The organism is Microlunatus kandeliicorticis, assembly GCF_014137855.1.
Lineage (GTDB): Bacteria > Actinomycetota > Actinomycetes > Propionibacteriales > Propionibacteriaceae > Microlunatus > Microlunatus kandeliicorticis.
In genome coordinates, this window is record NZ_JACGWT010000002.1 from 784,842 (window position 1) to 803,257 (window position 18,416).

The window sequence follows — 18,416 nt, forward strand, 5'->3', positions numbered from 1 at the left end:
TCGAACCTAGAGGTCGGCTCAGACGGGCAGGTGGGTGGTGAACCAGTCCACGACCCTGGTCATCAGGTCGACCTGGTGTCGATGCTCCTCGATGCCGTGCGGCTCGCGCGGATAGACCACGAGCTGGACCGGGAGGTCACGGCCGCGGAGCGCCCGCTGCATGCCGATGGACTGGCTGAGCGGCACCCGGACGTCCTCCTGGCCATGCAGCATCAGCAGCGGCGTCGTCACCTGCGTCGCGCGGGCGATGGGGGAGTGCTCGAGGCTGTGACCGGGCTGATCCGACCAGGGAGCGGCACCGGCGACGTCGGCGGAGAACGTGGGGACGTCCGACGTCATCACCATGGCCGGCCACGAGCTGACGCCGGCCCCCATCACGGCGGCGCGGAAGCGGGTGGAGTGGGTGACCGCCCACGCGGTGAGGAAGCCTCCGTTGCTCCAGCCGCCGATCCCCAGCCGCTCCGGGTCGGTGATGCCGGCCTCGACGGCGCTGGCGATCACCGCCTCGACGTCGTCGAACTCGACCCCCGGGTCGCCCAGGACGGCGGAGGCGAAGGCGTTGCCGTGCCCGGACCCGCCCCGGAAGTTGGGCAGCAGCACGGCATAGCCGGCGGCGGCCAGCAGCTGCGACCAGTCGTGCCAGGCGCAGTGCAGGTTGCGGGCCATCCGCCAGTACGGTCCTCCGTGCGGGAGCACCACCGTCGGGTGCGGGCCCGGCCGACCGCCCGTCGGCAGGACCACGACCGAGTGCAGCTCCCACCCGTCGTCGGTCCGGCTGATCAGCTCCTGCACGGCGCCGAAGGTGATGCCCGACCATGCGGCGTGGTGGTCCGAGAGCTGGCGCAGGTCGCCGGGGACTCCGGCCCACACCTCGAGCGGCCCGGAGCCGGCGTGCACCAGGGCCGCCAGCACCGGGCCGTCGGCGGTCATGGCCACGTCGACGTCGAGGATCTCCCCGTCCGACTCCCACAGCGTCGTGGTCGCGTCCGGGCCGTCGCCGCGCCACTCCAGCCGCGTCTCTATCCCGTCCGCGATGGTGATCACCGCGGGCGCCGGGGCTCCGGGCCCCGGACTCCGCACCCCCAATGCACACAACGGTTCCTCGATCCGCGGTCCGAGGACGCGCCCGGTCGAACCCGCCGCCGCCGGCATCGTCCACACCGTCGCCGACGACTGCAGGCTGGTCGCCTGACGACCCAGCACGAGCAGCTCCGTCCCGTCCGCCGTCCAGCACAGGTCCTCGGCCCACGGGGCGGCCCCGACCCGCTCGACCTGCGGAGTGCCGCCGGGTTGCCCGGGATCGGCGGCGACGAGATAGACCGCGGCGTCGGTGGAGAGGTCGAGCTCGGGCTCCGGACGCGCGATGAAGGCGATCCGCGACCCGTCCGGCGACCAGGCCAGCACGGTCGGGTGCAGGTCCCCGACGGGGAGGACCACCGGGTCGCCACCGGTGACGGGCACGGTCAGCAGCTGGTTGCGCGCCAGTCTCTCGCCGGAGACGATCGCATCGTCACGTTCCTTCTCCCGGCGCTGGTCCTCGTCGTCCGGATCGGCCGGGACGGCCAGGGCGAGCGCGGACCCGTCGGGGGACCAGGCGATCGTCTCGACCGCCCTGCTGCGGACGACCAGCGGCTCGGCCTCGCCGCCGTCCGGATCGATCAGGTAGAGGCCGGCCGTGCCGCGCTCGGCCCGGTCGGAGAGGAAGGCGATCCGGGAGCCGTCCGGTGACCAGCGGGGAGCGGTGTCGTTCCCGCCGCGGGTGAGCCGCCGGGCCGAATCCGGGTCGGCGACCGAGGCCGTCCACAGCCCGCTCTCCGGGTGCTCACCCGTCCTGCCGTGCGGGGCGGCGGCCCAGACGACCCGGCCGCCGTCGCGGGAGAGCCGCACCACGGTGGGTTCCCAGGTGGTGCTGATCAGGTCGGGGGTCAACCGACCGGGGCCGGAGGCGGGGCTGCGGTCGGCCGTGGCGTCCATGGGCGAAATGTATTCTGCGGCTATCGGCAGCCGTCCGCGGCCCGTTCCCACCCGATCGGCTGGAAGAGGAACCGTGACCTGGCCCACCGACACCGGCAGCTTCGCCCTGGGGGACCTGCCGGTCGAGCACGGCGGCGTCATCCGCGACGCGCGGCTGGGCTGGGCGACCCACGGGACGCTCAACGCCGCCCGGGACAACGTGATCGTCTATCCGTGCAGCTACGGCGCGACTCACGACGACCTCGCCTGGCTGATCGGCCCGGACGGGGTGCTGGACCCGACCCGGTGGTTCGTGATCATCCCCGACATGTTCGGCAACGGGATCTCCTCGTCGCCGGGCCGCTCCGGGCCGGACGAGCCCGACGACCCGGACTATCCGGCGCTGGTCACCATGGCCGACAACGTCCGCGCGCAGCACCGGCTGCTGACCGAGGTGTTCGGGGTGACCGAGGTCGCCTGTGCCTACGGCTTCTCCATGGGTGCCGGGCAGGCCTACCACTGGGCCGCGCTCTATCCGGACCTGGTGCGGCGGGCGATCGTGGTGTGCGGCAGCGCGCGGACGGCCGTGCACAACCGGGTCTTCCTGTCCGGGCTGCTCCGGGTGCTCGAGGCCGCTCCCGAGCACCTGGGCGACGGACGGTTCTCGGCCGAGCCGACGCGGGCGGTGCGGGCGTTCGCGCACGTCTACGCCGGCTGGGGCCTGAGTCAGGACTTCTACCGGGAGGGCCTGTACGAGACCGCCCTGGGTGCGCCCGATCTGGAGACCTTCCTGCGGACGGACTGGGAGGACTCGTTCTCCACGAGTCGTGCCGCCAACCTGTACGCCCAGGCGCTGACCTGGTCGGCCGCCGACATCAGCGCCGGCCACGGGTCGGACCTGCCGGCTGCGCTGGCCTCGATCCGGGCGAGCGTGCTGCTGCTGCCCGGCAGCACCGATCTGTACTTCCGGGTCGCGGACAACGAGGCCGAGCTGCCCTTCCTGCGTGACGGTCGGCTCGAACCGATCCCGAGCATCTGGGGCCACCGGGCGGGGTCGCCGGCCGGCAACCCCGAGGACCTGGCCTTCCTGACCCGGCACGTCCGGGACTGGCTCGACCGCGACCCGGCTCCGCGCTGATCACCCGACCTCGCCGGCGAGGAACTCACGCGAGGGAAGCGGTCGTCCCCCGTGGCTCCAGGTGCGGGGCGGCGCCGGTGCGGGCGGTCGGGGCGGCTCCGGCCATCACCTCCAGCAGCAGCCGGGTGACCTGGACACCGTACTCCTGAACGTCGTGGCTCATCGCGGACAGCGGCGGCGTGGTGACCTGGCAGAGCACCGAGTCGTCCCAGGCGAGCAGACTGAGCTGGTCCGGCACCCGCAGCCCGAGCTCGGAGGCCACCCGGAGACCGGCGACGGCACTCAGGTCGTCGTCGAAGATCAACGCGGTGGGACGGGACCGGCCGAGGAGCAGGCTGCGGGTCGCGCGCGTCGCCTGATCGACCGAGTAGTCCGTCGACCGGGTCACGGACTCCAGGCCGCGCTCGGCGCAGGCGAGCGCGAACGCGTCGGCGCGCACCTGACTGTGCGCCAGGCGTTCGGGTCCGCCGACCCGGCCGATCCGACAGTGGCCCAGGGCGGCGAGATAGCCGACCGCCTCGTCCATCGCAGCGGCGTCGTCGGTCCAGACGCTGGCCAGCCCGCCGGCGTGCGCGGGGGGCCCGGCGGCGACGACCGGGAAGGGCCCGTCGGCCAGCGCCCGTACCCGTGGGTCGTCGAGCTCGACGTCGACCAGCACCGCGGCGTCGACCCGCCGCGACCCCGCCCAGTTGCGGTAGATCCCGAGCTCGGTCCGCTGGTCGGTGGCCACCTGCAGCAGCAGCGCGCGGCCCTGCGGCGCGAGCACCAGCTCGATCCCGCTGATGAACTCCATGTACCAGGGCGAGACGCCGAGCGTTCCCGCGACCCCGGCCGGCAGGACCAGCCCGACCGTGTCGGTCTGTGCACTGGCCAGTGCGCGGGCGGCGCTGTCGGGCTGCCAGCCGAGCTCCTCGGCCACCGCGCGGATCCGCGTCCGGGTCTGCGCCGAGACGCCGGGTCGGTCGTTGAGCGCGTACGAGACCGCGGCGGTCGAGACACCGGCCCGGGCGGCGATCTCCTTGATCGTCTGACGGGCGACACGCCGTTCGGTCACGCGAGCAGCGTATCCGGCCGTCGCCAGTGCTGAGAGTGAAACGCTTAAGTCGTCAACTATGCCCGAGCGGCCGCGCACTCGGTGGACCTTGACGTCGCTGTGCTCAAGCGCTTAAGTTGCCGCGACGCGACCAGCCACTCGGCCAACGAAGGACGGGCAATGACGCACCTGCTGCGACGACTGGGGACCCTGCTGGCCGGAAGCGGCCTGGTGGCCGGGCTGGTGCTCGGGCTCGGCGTCCCCACCCCGGCGTCCGCTGCCCCTGGCGCGCCGCGCGCCGCCGCCTCGCGCTTCGTCACCCGGGTCGGCACGGCGCTCCAGCTGGACGGGAAGCCGTTCCGCTTCTCGGGCCCCAACATGTACTGGACCGGGCTGGACGAGAACGTGGGCGGCATCGACCCCTCGGCGAAGCCGACCGTCGACTACCCGTCCTTCTTCCGGATCAGGGACGGTCTGGTCACCGCCAAGGCGATGGGCTCGACGGTGGTCCGCGCGCACACCGTCGGGATCTCGACCGGGTCGCCGCTGTCGCTGGAGCCGTCCCTCGGGCGGTTCAACCCGAAGGCGTTCGCCACCATGGACTACACCGTCGCGGAGGCGCACCGGCTCGGGCTGCGGTTGATCGTCCCGCTGACCGACAACTACCGGTACTACCACGGTGGCCGGTTCGACTTCCTGACGTGGCTGGGCCTGAGCACCGCGAACGACGGCGCCCTGTTCTACACCGATCCCGACGCCCGCGCCGCCTACCAGCAGTACGTCCGCACGCTGCTCACGCACGTGAACATCTACACCGGTGTCCGCTACGACCAGGACCCGACGATCATGGCCTGGGAACTCGGCAACGAGCTGAACGGGATGACTGCCGACTGGGTCCAGGACAACGCGACGTTCGTCAAGCGACTGGCTCCGCACCAGCTGGTGGCGGCCGGCCGCCAGAGCGGCGTGGACCCCGCTGTGCTCGCCTCGTCGGCGGTCGACATCAGCGACTCGCACTACTACCCGCCGAACGCCGCCACGATCAGTGCCGACGCCGCCCGGGTGACCGCGGCCGGCAAGGTCTATCTGGCGGGGGAGTACGGCAGCCCGTCCGCGAGCACGGACCTGCTCGACCAGGTCGCGGCCGATCGCCACGTCAGCGGTGCGCTGTTCTGGTCGTTGTTCCCGCACGCCGACCACTACGGCTACGTCCAGCACGACGACGGCTTCACCCTGCACTATCCCGGCGACACCACCGCCATGCGCGCCGAGGTGGACGCCATCGCCGAGTTCGCGCACCAGTTGTCGGGATCACCCACCCCACGGGTGTTCGGCGACCCGCCGCTGATCACCGCGATCAGCAAGAACGCCGGGGTCAACACGGTGAGCTGGCGCGGCACGGCCGGTGCCGACGGCTACCGCGTGCAGCGGTCCGTGCTGGACGGTGGTTGGAAGACGGTCAGCGGGTCGACGCCCGTCACCGACGACGACACGCCCTGGATCGACGTGCACTCGGTGGCGGTCCGGTCGTCCTACCGCGTCCAGGCCCTCGACCGGAACGGCTCGGTGGTCGCGACCTCGACCGCCCGGACGGTGACCGCCCGCCAGCGGGTCAGCGTCGACCCGCTGGCCGACTGGTACCTGACGAGTGCCCACAGCAGCTCGCTGCAACGGGTCCCGACCGCGCACGGCGTGCTGGTGGCGCCGCAGGCAGGACGCAGCGGTCAGCTCAGCTACCACGTCCCGGGCTTGACCTCGGCGGTGATCGACTTCGCCGGTGCGCACCGCCCGCGACCGGTGATCGCGCTCGAGCAGGCCGGCACGTCCCGCTGGCACCAGGTCTACAGCCAGGTCCGGTCGGTCGGCTCGGGTCGCTGGCGGCTCACGCTGACCGGGCTGCGCGGCGTCGACGGCCTGCGGATCAGCTGGCCCGCTTCCGGGGCGTCGTTCGCGGTCACGTCCGTCGCGTGGACCGACGTCACCGAGGTGCCCACCGCAGCGCCGGGATCGTTCGCGGTGACCGCTCCGGCTCCCGGTCAGACCGGGGTGAGCACCTTGGCCGGGCTGCAGTGGAGCAGCGCCGGGCAAGCGGCGTTCTACACCCTGACCGCCTCCACGCACAGCGATCTGAGTGATCCGCTGGTCTCGGTCGACGGGCTCCGGGCCACCGCGTACCGGCCGAGCACCCCGTGGCCGGCGGACACCACCCTCTACGTCGGGGTCACCGCGCATAACGGCGTCGGCACGACGGCGGCGACCGGGTCCCCGATCACGTTCCACACCCGTCCGGCGACCCCGGGCGTGCTGGTCGACGACTTCGACTCCTACGCCGACGACGCCGCTGTGGCGGCGGCCTACCCGGCCAACTCCGGCGGCGACCCCATCACGGCTTCGCTCGGCCCGGCCGGCGAGGACGTCGGGCACAGCCTGGTGCTGAGCTACGGATCCGGGTCCAACGGGTACGCCGGGGTCATCCACACGCTGCCCGCCGCCCAGCACTGGAGCGGGACGTCGGGGCTGCGGATGTGGGTCAAGCCCGGGTTCGCCGGTCAGCAGCTCAACGTCCAGTTCGTCGCGTCCGGCTCCTACTGGGAGAAGTCGGTGACCCTGTCCGACACCACGGCCCGGGTGATCACCATCCCGTTCAGCGCGTTCGCACCGCCGCCCTGGGCCGACCCGAACGCCAAGCTCGACCTGTCCTCGGTCACCCAGCTCTCGCTCTATCCCTCGGAGTCGGGCAGCTCGGACACCATCGCCATCGATTCGATCTCGGCCACCCCGTAGCGAGCGCGGCGACGCTAAGTTGGGACGTCGCCCCGTCGTTCCGAAGGCGTGGACGCGACATCGGCAGCGTGACCTGGGGGTTGGTCGTGGTGAAGCGAGTGGTGCCGTCGGTGCTGGCGGCGGCAGGTCTGGTGATCGGCGGTCTGGTGATCAGCACGCCTGCGGCAGAGGCCGCGTCGACCCAGAGGATCTGCAGCAGCAAGGCCTCGGCAGCCGACTTCTACCTCTACTTGCCGAACGGCAACTATCACCGCATGCACCGGACCGACTGCTACACCGTGCCGTTGCGGACGGTGGTGGGGATGGAGGCCGGCTCCTACCGGGTCGGGTACGAGTACGGCCCCTATTCGGAGTGCCGCATCGGCGTGCGGAACTTCATCCCCTGGCAGCAGGCCAAGATCATCTACTTCAAGACCTACGCCACCTCGAACTGCTCGAGCTGACACTGCTGCCCGCCGTGTGGCGGCGGACCGTACGGCTGCGCCTCGCGGGCGGGACCGGCGAGTCAGTCCGGTGCGTCGAGCGTCGAGAACGTCGCCGGGAGCCACTCGCCGACCACGTTCGCCGCGATCAAGGTCGGGCCCTCGGGATCCCACAGCAGGACGCCGGCTGCCTGCACCAGCGCCATCACGCCGGCGACCTGATCGACGGGAACGGCCTGCGAGTGCCGCTCCTCGTCCTCGGTGACGATCAGCAGCTCGAAGTGCGGTGAGGTCCCAGGCGTCCAGTTGCCGTTGACGAAGCTGACGCGTCGGGTCCGGTCGCTGGCGCCACTCATCGTCCGACGCTAGCGCAGCCGTTGACCGGGTCACGCCGAGCCGAGAGAGCCGCTCCACTCGACGCGGACGTCGTCGGTCCTGCAGTCCGCCCCAGCCCGTCGCCACCGGGTGCCGCAGGCCCTCGGGAGGGAAGATCCTGACGGGAACAGCGTGCTGCCTCGGGCGCCCGAGCGGCGGAGCTCACGAGGTGCGCTGCAGCCGCTGCCGGTAATGCAGAGGGGACTCTCCCACCTCGCGCTTGAAGGCATTGCTGAAGGCGGCCTCGGAGCGGTAGCCGACCTCGGTCGCCACCGCGCCGACGCGCGCCCCGGGCGCACGCAGCGCCCGCTGCGCGAGCAGCATCCGCCACTGCGACAGGTAAGCCAGCGGCGGGACACCGGCCACGCTGCGGAAGCGTTCCGCAAAGCTCGTCCGCGACATGTTGGCCGCGCGCGCCAGCTCGAGCAGCCTCCACGACCGGCCGGGCTCGCCGTGGATCAGCCGGACGGCCGGGGCGAGCTCGTCGTCGATCAGGAGCCGAAGCCACCCGGCGGGCAGCTCGGTCTGGTCGACGTAGGTCCGCAGCACCTCGAGCAACAGCAGCTGGGCGCACTGGCGCACCGCGAACGCCGACCCCGGCCGCTGGCTCGAGGCCTCCGCGAACAGACGACCGACGAGCTCCCCGACGGGCGACGCCTCCGTCCTCGAGGCCCGGACGTGGAGCACCCCAGGGAGCGCTGTGCTCAGCAGAGTCAGACCGGCGGGCGTGACATCGATCCAGCCTCCGATGACCACGGTGTCGCGGTCCAGATCGGCCGCGGCCAGGGCCATCGCATCGAAGCTGGTCTCCGGAACGAGCTCCCTCACCCGGCCGTCGCCCGTGCCGCCGGTCACCTCCAGCCGGGTGCGGTGGTTGAGCAGCACGACGTCTCCGGGCCCGAGGGCGACCGGCCCCTCGTTCTTCCCGGGTCCGTCCGCGCGGACCTCGGCCCTGCCGGCGACCAGCGCCACCAGCTTGAGCGGTCGGGAGATCTCACCCCGCGAGACCCACGGCCCGCGGACGGCGAATCCGCCGGTCACGATGCCACGGACCTCGATCTGCTCGAGGACCTCGGACAACAGGTCGGACGGGGCAGACGGGCCAGGTGTCGGCATGGCCGTATTCTCGCGCAACAAAGACGGACGCAGGAGCATTCTCCGTACGGCGCGAGCGCAGCAGGCTTGCGGCATGAGAGATCAGCGGGCTCCCCTGCACACCCCGTTCACCGCCGCGTCCACCGCCACCGACGTCCTCGACGGCCTCGACCTCTCCGGCCGGCGAGCCATCGTCACGGGTGGGCACAGCCGCCTCGGCCGAGAGGTCACCCGCGCTCTCGCCTCCGCCGGAGCATCGGTGACGGTGGCCGCCCGCAACCCGGATCGCGCCGCCGCCGCGCTCGACGGCATGCTTGGGCTGGCGATCGAGCCGCTCGACCTCACCGATCCGGCATCCGTCGAGGCGTTCGCCCGTCCGTGGCTCGACGGCCGGCCGCTGCACATCCTGATCAACAACGCCGCTGTCTTGTTCAACCCTCAGCTGCAGCGCGACCGCCGGGGTCACGAACTCGCGTTCTCGACCTCCCACCTCGGTCACTTCCACCTGACGCAGGCGCTCATCCCGGCGTTGACCGCCGCCCGCGGAGCCCGCGTGGTCAACGTCACCTCCGGGGCCGCGCGCATCGGTCAGATCCGGTGGGACGACATCGACTTCACCACCGGCTACGACCCCGTCGCTGCCTACGCACAGTCGAAGCGCGCCAATGTGCTCTTCACGGTCGAGCTGGACCGTCGGTACGCCGCCGTGGGCATCCGCGCCCTCGCCGTACACCCCGGCGTGATCATCGGCCCCGGCCCGCACCGCCCCGAGGTGCTGTCCTCCCTTCGTGATCAAGGACTCGTCGACGAGCAGGGCAAGACGATCATCGACCCCGCGGCCGGGAAGAAGACCATCGAGCAGGGCGCCGCCAGCATCGTCCTGGGCGCGGCCAGTCCGCTCCTCGACGGCATCGGCGGTGTCTACCTCAAGGACTGCGACGTCGCCGTCATCGACGACGAGGAACGCCCGATGACCGCAGACAGCATCCCGGCGGACGCCAACTCGGCCATGCTCGACCCGGACGACGCCCGCCGGCTCTGGGACCTGACCGAGGAGCTGGTGCGGGCGAGGTGATCACCGGGCTCGACCTCGGCCTCGAGGCGCCGTTAGCCTCGTCGTCCATGGAGGCCGCCGACCGGACCGAGCGGGATGCGCTGGAGCACTTCCTCGACGCCAACCGCGCTGCCGTGACCGCCGTCGTCGACGGGCTCGCGGACGCCGACGCCCGACGGTCGGTGGTCCCGACGGGCTGGACGCCCCTCGAGCTGATGGTTCACCTCGGCGGCGTCGAACGCCACTGGTTCCTCCGCGTGGTGCGGGGCGATCGGTCGGACCGCCCCGCCCACCACGGACCGCTCGCGTCACTCGCGGACGCGACCGCCGCCTACCGCGCGGAGTGCGCGAGGTCGAGGCAGATCCTCGAGCGCTTCGGTCTGGACGACGCCGTCTCCTTCGACCAGCCGGCCGATCTCGTCGGCGAGGTGCGGACCGTCCGGGACGTCGTGCTGCACGTCATCGAGGAGACGGCCCGGCACGCGGGTCATCTCGACATCCCGCGGGAACTGTTGGACGGTCGCACCGGGCTCGGTCCACGCTGACCTGCTAAGCCCAGCCGGTGCCCCCGACCTACTGGTGGCCCTGGATGGCGTGCGGCGTGTAGGCCGCTTCGAGCTCCTCGATCTCGTGGTCGTCCAGGACGATGTCCACGCTGGTGATGGCCTCCGCGAACTGCTCGGGCTTGGTCGCGCCGATGATCGGGGAGTGCACGAAGGGCTTGCTCAACATCCAGGCGAGCGCGACGCCCGCGCGCGGCACCCCGCGGTCGGCGGCGATCCGGGCCACCGTCTCGACGATCGACTTGTCGCCGGCGTCGTTCGGGGAGGGCTCGCGGTTGCTCTGCTCGGACCGGGCGGTGCCCCGCACACCCCAGTCCCTGACCAGCCGGCCACCGGCCAGCGGGCTCCACGGGATGACGCCCACGCCGGTCGCGGCGCAGTACGGCATCATCTCGCGCTCCTCCTCGCGGTAGAGCAGGTTGTAGTGGTTCTGCATCGAGACGAACGGGGTCCACCCGTTGGCCTCGGCGACGTTCTGCAGGGCCTGGAACTGCCACGTCCACATCGAGGAGGCGCCGATGTAACGGGCCTTCCCGGCCTTGACGACGTCGTGCAGCGCCTCCATGGTCTCCTCCATCGGCACCTCCGGGTCGTACCGGTGGATCTGGTAGAGGTCGACGTAGTCCATGTTCAGCCGCCGCAGACTGTTGTCGATCTCGGCGAGGATCGCCTTCCGCGACTGGCCGTGCCCGTAGGGACCGGGACGCATCTCGCCGTGCACCTTGGTCGCGACCACGATGTTCTCGCGGTCGGTGAGCTCCCCGAGCACCTTGCCGGTGATCTCCTCCGAGCGGCCCGTCGAGTAGACGTTCGCGGTGTCGAAGGTGGTGACGCCCGCGTCGAGGGCCTGCTTGATGATCACGCGGCTCTCGTCCTCGCCGAGCGCCCAGGAATGACGGCCGGGACCACCCCCGAAGCTCATGCACCCCAGCGTGATCGGCGAGACCTTCAGCCCGCTGTCGCCCAGTCGCACCACGTCCATCGTCATCTCCACCACTCCTCGATCGCGCGTCGCTTCGCCAAGCCTGGGTGCCGGTTCGCGGCCACCCGCGTCTCACTATGTCAAGGGCGATGTCGCTCGCTCGCCCGGGTCGGCGACCATGGCCGCGGACGCTTCCCACGCCGCCCACCCGGGCGATGCCGGCACGAGCGCAGGAGGGAACCCTGATGGCCGCGCAGACCTTCTCGTTCCGGTCCTACGTCGCCCACCCGACGCACGGCCCGCTCCCGGGGATCCTGTTGCTGCTGACAATCAGCACGGGCGTCGTCGACGCGACCAGCATCCTCGGCCTGGGGCGGGTGTTCGTCGCGAACATGACCGGCAACATCGTGTTCATCGGATTCGCCCTGGCTGGGGCGCCGGGGTTCTCCCTGCTGGGCTCCATCACCGCGCTGGCTGCCTTTCTCGTCGGTGCGGCCGTCGGCGGGATGATGATCGGCCGGACCTCGCACCGAGCGCGGCTTCTCCGCAACGGCCTCGTGTTCCAGGTCGTCTGCGCCACGCTCGCGACCTGCGTCGCCGCGGTGGGCGGCGGTGGAACGGCTGCTCAGGTCGCGATCCTCGCGACGATCGCCCTGGCGCTCGGCGTGCAGAACGCGGTCGTCCGGTCGCTCGCCGTCCCCGACCTGACCACCACGGTGCTCACCCTCACCCTGACGGGCATCGCGGCTGATCTCCGCAGCGGCGAGATCGCGACCGCGCTGCGACGACTGACCGCGGTTCTGGCGATGCTCGTCGGTGCCCTGGCCGGGGCGGTTCTCGTGCTGCAGGAAGGAGTCGTGGCCGGACTGATCGCGGTGGTCGCGCTCTTCGTCGTGGCGCTCGTCGGGGCAGCGCTGGCGAGTCGCTCCACCCGTCCCTGGACAGCGCGCAGGCGCTGACCGGGTGTGGGGTCACCCGAGAAGCCGACGGCCCACCTCGGCTGAGCTCACCCCGCCCTCACCCCGCCGTCACCCCGCCGTCACTCCGCCTTCACGACGCCGGACCGGCGGAACGTCTCGCCCAGGAGATGGGCGTAGCCCAGCGCGTCGTCGATGGCTCGGTGGGTATGGGGCACGTCGCCCAACCAGGCGGCAGGCAGAGCTGCGGGTCCGGCGTCGGCGAAGTCACGCCCCGTGACGGCGGCGGTGTAGGAGCGCAGGCACAGGGCGTGGTCGAAGAGCCCGTCGACCTCGTAGAGACCTTGGAGCAGCCCGAGCGGGGTGAAGCGACGCAGGTAGTAGTCGATCCAGAGGCCGTCGAAGGCGAGCGGTGACGCGACGAAGACCCGTGGCCCGGTGATCCGGGTGACGAACTCGACGAACCCGGCCATCACCGCCGCGGGATCGCGGGGTTCGGCGGTCGCGGCAGCGAGGGCTTCGGGTTCCGAGCTCTCGAACCACCGTCTGGTGCCGGGGTTCCAGTCGGCGCCGGGCAGTTCGGCGAGCACGGCCTCGAACCGGTCGAGTTCCTCGCCCTCGGCCGTCACGGCCACCGTGGCGAAGGAGAGCATCGAGTTGTCGCCGGGCCGGAAGCCGGTGCACTCGATGTCGGTGACGAAGTAGCCGGCGGTGTCCACGGACGCACTCTGCCCGATCCGGCTGTGCCGGAGCCCCGGAACCCCGACGTCGCGGAGAGGACCCGCACCAGCTGGGGTCTGGCGGCGTACGCAGCTCGACGCCTCAGGATGATCTTGCTCGACCAGGGCGGGGCGGGAGGACGGCACCGTCGCCCGTCTCCTGCCCACCCTGGACACCGCGACCACCGGGCTGATCACCGCGGCCGTGGCCCGGCTGACCTCGTGGGCACCCCTGATCAGACGGCGATCCGGCCGCCGTCCACCGGGAGCACGGCGCCGTGGACGAAGCTGGCGCCGTCACCCGCGAGAAAGGCGATCGCGGCGGCGATCTCCTCAGGCTGACCAGGGCGCCCGGCCGGTCCGCCCGCGGCGAGCTGGTCGAGCGCTTTGCCCATGCCGGCGGTCCCCTCCGTGCGGGTCGGCCCCGGGCTGACCGCATTGACCCGGACGCCCGAGGGCCCGTACTCGGCGGCCCAGGACTTGGTGAGCAGGACCAGTGCTGCCTTGCTCGCGCCGTAGAGACCCATGCCGGCCGCCCCGAACTCGGCGACCATCGTGGTGACGTTGACGATCGCGCCGTGCCCGCGGTCGGCCATCGCCGGGGCGAGGGCGGCGACCAGGAAGTACGGCGCGGTGACGTTGACCGCGAACACCTGGTCGAGGTCGGCCGGGCGGGTGGCAGCCGTCGGCCCGAACGGGAAGATGCCGGCGCTGTTGACCAGCACGTCGACACGACCGCCACCGAGGTCGGTGGCCCGGGAGGCGAGGTCCCGGGCACTGGACGCGTCCCGGAGGTCGGCGGCGACGAAGTCGGCTCGTCCGCCGGCGGCGCGAAGGGCGGCGACGGCGGCGTCCCCCCGAGCGGAGTCGCGCCCGGACACCAGGACGTGGGCGCCGCGCGCGGCCAGGGCGGTCGCCGTGGCGCGGCCGATGCCGCTGGTGGCACCGGTGACCAGGGCGACGTGATCGGCGAGGTCGTTGCTCATGAGAGGTCCTTCCTGAATGGAGTGATTGCTCCACTATCAGAGCATCTTTCTGGAGAGACAACTCCAAAACGGCTACGGTGGTGGCGTGCCCAGGACCGGACCCCGTGCCGCGAGCGCGGCCCCGCGTCGGCTCACGGCCAAAGGAGAGGCGACGCGCGCCCGGATCATCGAGGCGGCCTCCGGTCTGGTGTTCGCGCACGGCGTCACCCGGACGGGTGTCGAGGACGTCCAGCGCGAGGCCGGTGTCAGCGCTTCGCAGCTCTACCACTACTTCGGTGACAAGCAGACCCTGATGCGCGCGGTGATCGCCCACCAGACCGCCGAGGTGCTGGCGGCCCAGCAACCCGAGCTCGACGCCCTCGACAGCTTCGACGCGCTGGCGCGGTGGCGGGACCGGTTGGTCACCCTGCAGCGGTCGCGGCACTGTGCCGGCGGGTGCCCGATCGGCTCGATCGCCGCCGAGATCGCCGACGACGACCCGGAGGCGCGGGCTGATCTGGTCGAGAGCTTCGAACAGTGGGAGTCGCCGATCCGGTCAGGGCTGGCGTCGATGCGCGAGCGCGGTCTGCTCCGCAGCGAGGCCGACACCGACCGGCTCGCTCTCGCTCTGCTCGCCGCTCTGCAGGGCGGCCTGTTGCTCACGCAGACCCGCAGGACCACGGTGCCGCTGGAGACTGCTCTCGACGCCGTCCTGGAGCTGATCAGCAGCTACGGGACCGTTCGCTCCGAGCACCGCTGACTAGGGTGAAGCGGTGGTGAAGCGGGCCGGGGAGGGCAGCGCGTTGGTGATCATGGTCGGCGAGCTCGCGCTCCTGGTCTGCAGCGCCTGCTACCTCGTCTGGTGGACGCTCACCTTTCGTCCCACGGCGCCGGGTGGCGGCGGTGGGCCGTTCCTCGGCGGCGCCGTGCTCGGTGGTCTGGCCGGACTGGTGCTGCTGGCCGTGGGCATCGCCGCGCTGATCCCACGGGCGTCCCTGCCGGGCCTGGTCGGAGTGATCATCGGCGGGGTGCTGGTCGGGGTGCTGCTGCTGGTGCTGACCACGACGATCGCGCACCGCCCGGTCACGACGGAGCTGCCGTTGATCATCGTCTGGGGAACCGCGCAGCTCGCCACCGCCGTCACCCTGAGGACGGCCGGGGCGCTGAGCGGCTCGGCGGCGACGCTGTGGGTCGTCCTCCTCGCCCTCGCGACCGTGGTCGGGCTGGTCTGCTATCTGATCTTCTACCGGCTCGACCCGGCACCGGCCTACTGGGTGGGCATGGTGCCGCTGGCCGTGGACGGGGTCGTCGCGGCGGCGCTGGCCGTGCTCGCCTGGCAGTCCCACGCGCGCTGATCTCGAACCCGAACAGGTCCGGGACTCGCGCGGTCAGCGAGCGTCGAGACCGTCGAGCCGCAGGGTCGCCTCGGCGTCGCGGTGGCTCCCCGTGCTCCCGACATGCTTCGCCGGGGCGACCGGTCCGTTCTTGAGCACCCCGTACAGCGCCATCGCGTGACCCCGGCCCAGGTCGTAGGTCCCACCCAGCCAGGCGACGACCTCCGCGGCCTTGGTGCTCGGTCCGTACCCGCGCTCGGCCGCCTCGTCCAGCAGCTGTCGCGGGGTGCGTCCGGTCTTGCGTTCGATCGCGTCGAGATAGGCCTGGTAGGACATCTGCTCGTCTCCTCCGTGCGGGTGCGTTGATCATCAGACCGTGGCGGTGGAGAAAACTCATCGGCCGGCGGAAGCTGCCGGGGGCAGGATGGCGGGATGACCAGCACCCTGCGCCTCGAGTCGATCAGGTTCGCGACCGTCGACGCTCCGTCCGCCGCTGCCTTCTGGGCCGGTCTGCTCGCACGGGAGGTCCACGCCGACGCGGACGGGCTGTTGCTGCCCGGCGACCGGGGCCAGGTCGGTCTGCGGTTCGCCCCGGCCCTTGCTGCACCTGCGAACCGACCCTGGCTCCACCTGCACGTGACCAGCCGGAGCCTCGAACACCAGCAGCAGCTCGTCGAGACCGCACTCGGCCTCGGCGGGCGTCGTCTCGACGTGGGGCAGGGCCCGGAGGACAGGTTCGTGGTGCTGGCCGATCCGGGTGGCAACGAACTGTGCTTCATCGAACCGGGCAACCGGTTCCTGGCCGGCACGGGTCCTCTCGGTGAGGTGACCTGTGAGGGCACCCCGCGGGTCGGGCGCTTCTGGCACGAGGCGTTGGACTGGCTGCTGGTCTGGGACGAGGGCGAGCAGACGGCGATCCAGTCGCCCGAGGGGGGCACCAAGATCTCCTGGGATGGTGAGGGCTGGGAGGGCCGGTCGTCGGGCGGGGAGCGGAGGCGTCAACGCTTCGTCCTGGTCGGCTCGGAGCCCGAGCGTGAGATCGCACGGCTGCTGGGGCTGGGAGCGACGAGGTCTGGGGAGGACCCCACGGAGCTGGCCGACCCCGACGGCAACCTCGTCACCTTGCGCGCCGGCTGACCGACGGCTGCGTCCTCAGCCCACCGACGAACCCAGCACCGACAGCAGCTCGAGCTTCTCGTGGCTCTCGCTGCCGGGAACGGCGGTGTAGACCAGCAGCAGGTGCGACTGGTCGGGATCGAGCAGGGTCTGGCACTGCAGATCGAGCTGGCCGACCTCCGGGTGGACGAACCGCTTGCCGCTGCCGGGGCGCAGCCCCACCTCGTGAAGCTCCCAGTACTCGCGGAACAGCGCGCTCTCGGTGAGCAGCTGGTCGGCGAGCCGAGCGGCGCGGGAGCGCGGGCCGCGGAGGGTGACCAGGTCGCGCAGCCCGGCCGCATAGATCCGGGACAGCTGATGATGATCATCGGCGAGATAGCGGGCCCGGGTGGCCGGGTCGGTGAACCAGCGGTAGCCCAGGCTCCGGGCCGGTCCGCGGAAGCCGGTCAGGTCACCGGTCAGCGCGACGCCCATCCGGGTCTGGCGCAGCGTCTCCCCGAGCTCGGTGACGATCTCGGCCGGGGTGTCGTCGAGCCGGTCGAGCACCCGGAGCAGTCCGGGGCTGACGTGCCGGTCGTCCGAGGCTCCGCGGACCGGCGGCTGGTGCCCGGCGAGCCGGAAGAGATGATCACGTTCCTCCAGCCCGAGGTGCAGTCCCTGGGCGATCGCCGCGATCATCTGCTCGGACGGCTGCGGCCCGCGCGCGCGTTCGAGCCGGGCGTAGTAGTCGGTCGACATCGAGCAGAGCACCGCGACCTCCTCGCGCCGGAGTCCCTCGGTCCGCCGCCGCTGTCCGCGCGGCAGCCCGACGTCCTCCGGCTGCAGCGCCTCGCGGCGGCGCCGCAGGAACTCGGCCAGACCGGTGCGGTCGATCGCCATGCGCACCTCCTCGGCAGCGTTTCTACCCTGCCGTCGCCACCGGAGCCACGGTCCGTCGATCCGCCCCTCGGCACGTACGCACGCTCGACCACCCCGCGGGGCGGACCCGCCAGCCACGGATCGCCAGGCCGTGGACAGTCGCCAGGGTGTGCCGCAGGCTCGTTGATCACCGACCCGACGACGAAGGAGCCCACCACCGTGGCACGCCGATCCACCGACATCACCGTCCCCGACCTCACCGGCCGGCGCGCCGTCCTCACCGGCGGCAGCGACGGCATGGGCCTGGTGATCGCCGCCCGGCTGGCGGCCGCCGGGGCCGAGCTGGTCCTCCCGGTCCGCAACCCGGCCAAGGGCGAGGCCGCGCTCGCGGCCATCCGCCGGCAGACGCCCGACGCCGACGTCACGCTGCGTGCGCTCGACCTGTCCTCGCTCGCCTCGGTGGCCGCCCTCGGGGAGACGCTGCGTCAGGACGGTCGGCCGATCCACTTGTTCATCGGCAACGCCGGCGTGATGACGCCGCCCGAGCGGCAGTCCACCGCGGACGGCTTCGAGCTGCAGTTCGGCACCAACCACCTCGGGCACGCGGCGCTGGTCGGGCACCTGCTGCCGCTCCTGCGGGAGGGTCGCGCCCGGGTCACGTTCCAGCTCAGCGTCGCGGCCCGACGGGGCGCGGTGCACTGGGACGACCCCAACTGGGAGCGCTCCTACGACGGCATGGCCGCCTATGCGCAGTCCAAGATCGCCTTCGGCCTGCTCGGTCTCGAGCTCGACCGGCGCAGCCGGGCCGGGAACTGGGGCATCACCGCGACCCTCGCGCACCCCGGCGTCGCCCCGACCAACCTGCTGGCCGCGCGACCCGAGATCGGCCGCTCCCAGGCGGTGTCGGCCCGACGGCTGATCAGCGCGCTGTCCCGGATCGGTCTGACGGGCACGGTGGAGAGCGCCGCGCTCCCGGCGCTGGTCGCCGCGACCGCCCCGGGTGTCCGCGGCGGCGCGTTCGTCGGCCCGAACGGCCCCGGTGGGGTGGCCGGCCGGCCCGCGGAGCAGAAGCTGTACCCACCGCTGCGGAGCCCGGAGGACGCCCGGCGGGTCTGGGAGCTCACCGAGGAGCTGACGCAGGTGCCGCTCGCGGTGTCCTGACTCCGCC

General features: G+C 72.1%; 19 protein-coding genes. 10 read left to right on the top strand and 9 right to left on the bottom strand.

The features are described from left to right. Positions 1-18 precede the first annotated feature (18 nt). Positions 19-1,974 (bottom strand): alpha/beta hydrolase family protein, encoded by a 1,956-nt coding sequence (locus FHX74_RS08500; RefSeq protein WP_182559618.1) that lies wholly within the window; start codon positions 1,972-1,974, stop codon positions 19-21. A 73-nt stretch (positions 1,975-2,047) separates the two neighbouring features. Here FHX74_RS08500 and FHX74_RS08505 point away from each other — a divergent pair, with 73 nt between their 5' ends. Further along, a complete protein-coding gene (locus tag FHX74_RS08505) occupies positions 2,048-3,091 on the top strand; it encodes an alpha/beta fold hydrolase (RefSeq protein WP_220483602.1) in 1,044 nt (347 codons plus the stop codon). 25 nt (positions 3,092-3,116) lie between these two features. On the opposite strand, the gene FHX74_RS08510 is transcribed toward FHX74_RS08505, so the two are convergent. Continuing rightward, entirely contained in the window at positions 3,117-4,145 is a 1,029-nt protein-coding gene (locus tag FHX74_RS08510) for a LacI family DNA-binding transcriptional regulator (protein ID WP_182559620.1), read from the bottom strand. Positions 4,146-4,304: 159 nt separating this feature from the next. On the opposite strand from FHX74_RS08510, the gene FHX74_RS08515 reads away from it, so the two are divergent. Both FHX74_RS08515 and FHX74_RS08520 read left to right on the top strand, forming a co-directional pair. Then, positions 4,305-6,908 (top strand): carbohydrate binding domain-containing protein, encoded by a 2,604-nt coding sequence (locus FHX74_RS08515; protein WP_182559621.1) that lies wholly within the window; start codon positions 4,305-4,307, stop codon positions 6,906-6,908. A 68-nt stretch (positions 6,909-6,976) separates the two neighbouring features. Next, positions 6,977-7,351, top strand: a complete 375-nt coding sequence (locus FHX74_RS08520; RefSeq protein WP_182559622.1) for a hypothetical protein — start codon at positions 6,977-6,979, stop codon at positions 7,349-7,351. A 62-nt stretch (positions 7,352-7,413) separates the two neighbouring features. Here FHX74_RS08520 and FHX74_RS08525 read toward each other — a convergent pair whose 3' ends face one another. Both FHX74_RS08525 and FHX74_RS08530 read right to left on the bottom strand, forming a co-directional pair. After that, positions 7,414-7,686, bottom strand: coding sequence for a hypothetical protein (locus FHX74_RS08525; RefSeq protein WP_182559623.1), 273 nt, complete (start codon positions 7,684-7,686; stop codon positions 7,414-7,416). Positions 7,687-7,867: 181 nt separating this feature from the next. Then, positions 7,868-8,821 carry an AraC family transcriptional regulator gene (locus FHX74_RS08530; protein WP_220483603.1) on the bottom strand — a complete coding sequence of 318 codons (954 nt, stop codon included), beginning with the start codon at positions 8,819-8,821 and terminating at the stop codon, positions 7,868-7,870. Between the two features lie 73 nt (positions 8,822-8,894). Between FHX74_RS08530 and FHX74_RS08535 the strand changes: the two genes are divergently transcribed. Further along, positions 8,895-9,875, top strand: coding sequence for an SDR family NAD(P)-dependent oxidoreductase (locus tag FHX74_RS08535; protein ID WP_182559625.1), 981 nt, complete (start codon positions 8,895-8,897; stop codon positions 9,873-9,875). 47 nt (positions 9,876-9,922) lie between these two features. Next, a complete protein-coding gene (locus FHX74_RS08540) occupies positions 9,923-10,399 on the top strand; it encodes a mycothiol transferase (protein WP_182559626.1) in 477 nt (158 codons plus the stop codon). 28 nt (positions 10,400-10,427) lie between these two features. On the opposite strand, the gene FHX74_RS08545 is transcribed toward FHX74_RS08540, so the two are convergent. Continuing rightward, the gene (locus FHX74_RS08545; RefSeq protein WP_328823709.1) at positions 10,428-11,405 is read right to left on the bottom strand and encodes an aldo/keto reductase; all 978 of its coding nucleotides are present in this window, start codon (positions 11,403-11,405) and stop codon (positions 10,428-10,430) included. 179 nt (positions 11,406-11,584) lie between these two features. On the opposite strand from FHX74_RS08545, the gene FHX74_RS08550 reads away from it, so the two are divergent. Further along, complete coding sequence (locus tag FHX74_RS08550; RefSeq protein ID WP_182559627.1) at positions 11,585-12,298, top strand: YoaK family protein; 714 nt, start codon at positions 11,585-11,587, stop codon at positions 12,296-12,298. Between the two features lie 80 nt (positions 12,299-12,378). On the opposite strand, the gene FHX74_RS08555 is transcribed toward FHX74_RS08550, so the two are convergent. Together FHX74_RS08555 and FHX74_RS08560 are read right to left on the bottom strand one after the other, a co-directional pair. After that, positions 12,379-12,975: a 3'-5' exonuclease family protein gene (locus FHX74_RS08555; RefSeq protein ID WP_220483604.1), complete on the bottom strand. Its 597-nt coding sequence runs from the start codon at positions 12,973-12,975 to the stop codon at positions 12,379-12,381. A gap of 236 nt (positions 12,976-13,211) precedes the next feature. Next, entirely contained in the window at positions 13,212-13,961 is a 750-nt protein-coding gene (locus FHX74_RS08560) for an SDR family NAD(P)-dependent oxidoreductase (protein ID WP_182559628.1), read from the bottom strand. Positions 13,962-14,046: 85 nt separating this feature from the next. Between FHX74_RS08560 and FHX74_RS08565 the strand changes: the two genes are divergently transcribed. Both FHX74_RS08565 and FHX74_RS08570 read left to right on the top strand, forming a co-directional pair. Continuing rightward, the gene (locus FHX74_RS08565; protein ID WP_182559629.1) at positions 14,047-14,700 is read left to right on the top strand and encodes a TetR/AcrR family transcriptional regulator; all 654 of its coding nucleotides are present in this window, start codon (positions 14,047-14,049) and stop codon (positions 14,698-14,700) included. Between the two features lie 13 nt (positions 14,701-14,713). Then, positions 14,714-15,295, top strand: coding sequence for a hypothetical protein (locus FHX74_RS08570; RefSeq protein ID WP_182559630.1), 582 nt, complete (start codon positions 14,714-14,716; stop codon positions 15,293-15,295). Positions 15,296-15,328: 33 nt separating this feature from the next. Here the strand turns inward: FHX74_RS08570 and FHX74_RS08575 are convergent, their stop codons facing one another. Further along, positions 15,329-15,610 carry a DUF4287 domain-containing protein gene (locus tag FHX74_RS08575; protein ID WP_182559631.1) on the bottom strand — a complete coding sequence of 94 codons (282 nt, stop codon included), beginning with the start codon at positions 15,608-15,610 and terminating at the stop codon, positions 15,329-15,331. Between the two features lie 96 nt (positions 15,611-15,706). Between FHX74_RS08575 and FHX74_RS08580 the strand changes: the two genes are divergently transcribed. Next, on the top strand, positions 15,707-16,411 hold the full coding sequence (locus FHX74_RS08580; RefSeq protein WP_182559632.1) for a VOC family protein: 705 nt from the start codon (positions 15,707-15,709) through the stop codon (positions 16,409-16,411). A gap of 15 nt (positions 16,412-16,426) precedes the next feature. On the opposite strand, the gene FHX74_RS08585 is transcribed toward FHX74_RS08580, so the two are convergent. Further along, positions 16,427-17,269, bottom strand: a complete 843-nt coding sequence (locus tag FHX74_RS08585; protein WP_182559633.1) for a helix-turn-helix transcriptional regulator — start codon at positions 17,267-17,269, stop codon at positions 16,427-16,429. Between the two features lie 198 nt (positions 17,270-17,467). Here FHX74_RS08585 and FHX74_RS08590 point away from each other — a divergent pair, with 198 nt between their 5' ends. Beyond that, the gene (locus FHX74_RS08590) at positions 17,468-18,409 is read left to right on the top strand and encodes an SDR family oxidoreductase (RefSeq protein WP_182559634.1); all 942 of its coding nucleotides are present in this window, start codon (positions 17,468-17,470) and stop codon (positions 18,407-18,409) included. The last annotated feature ends 7 nt before the right edge of the window (positions 18,410-18,416 follow it).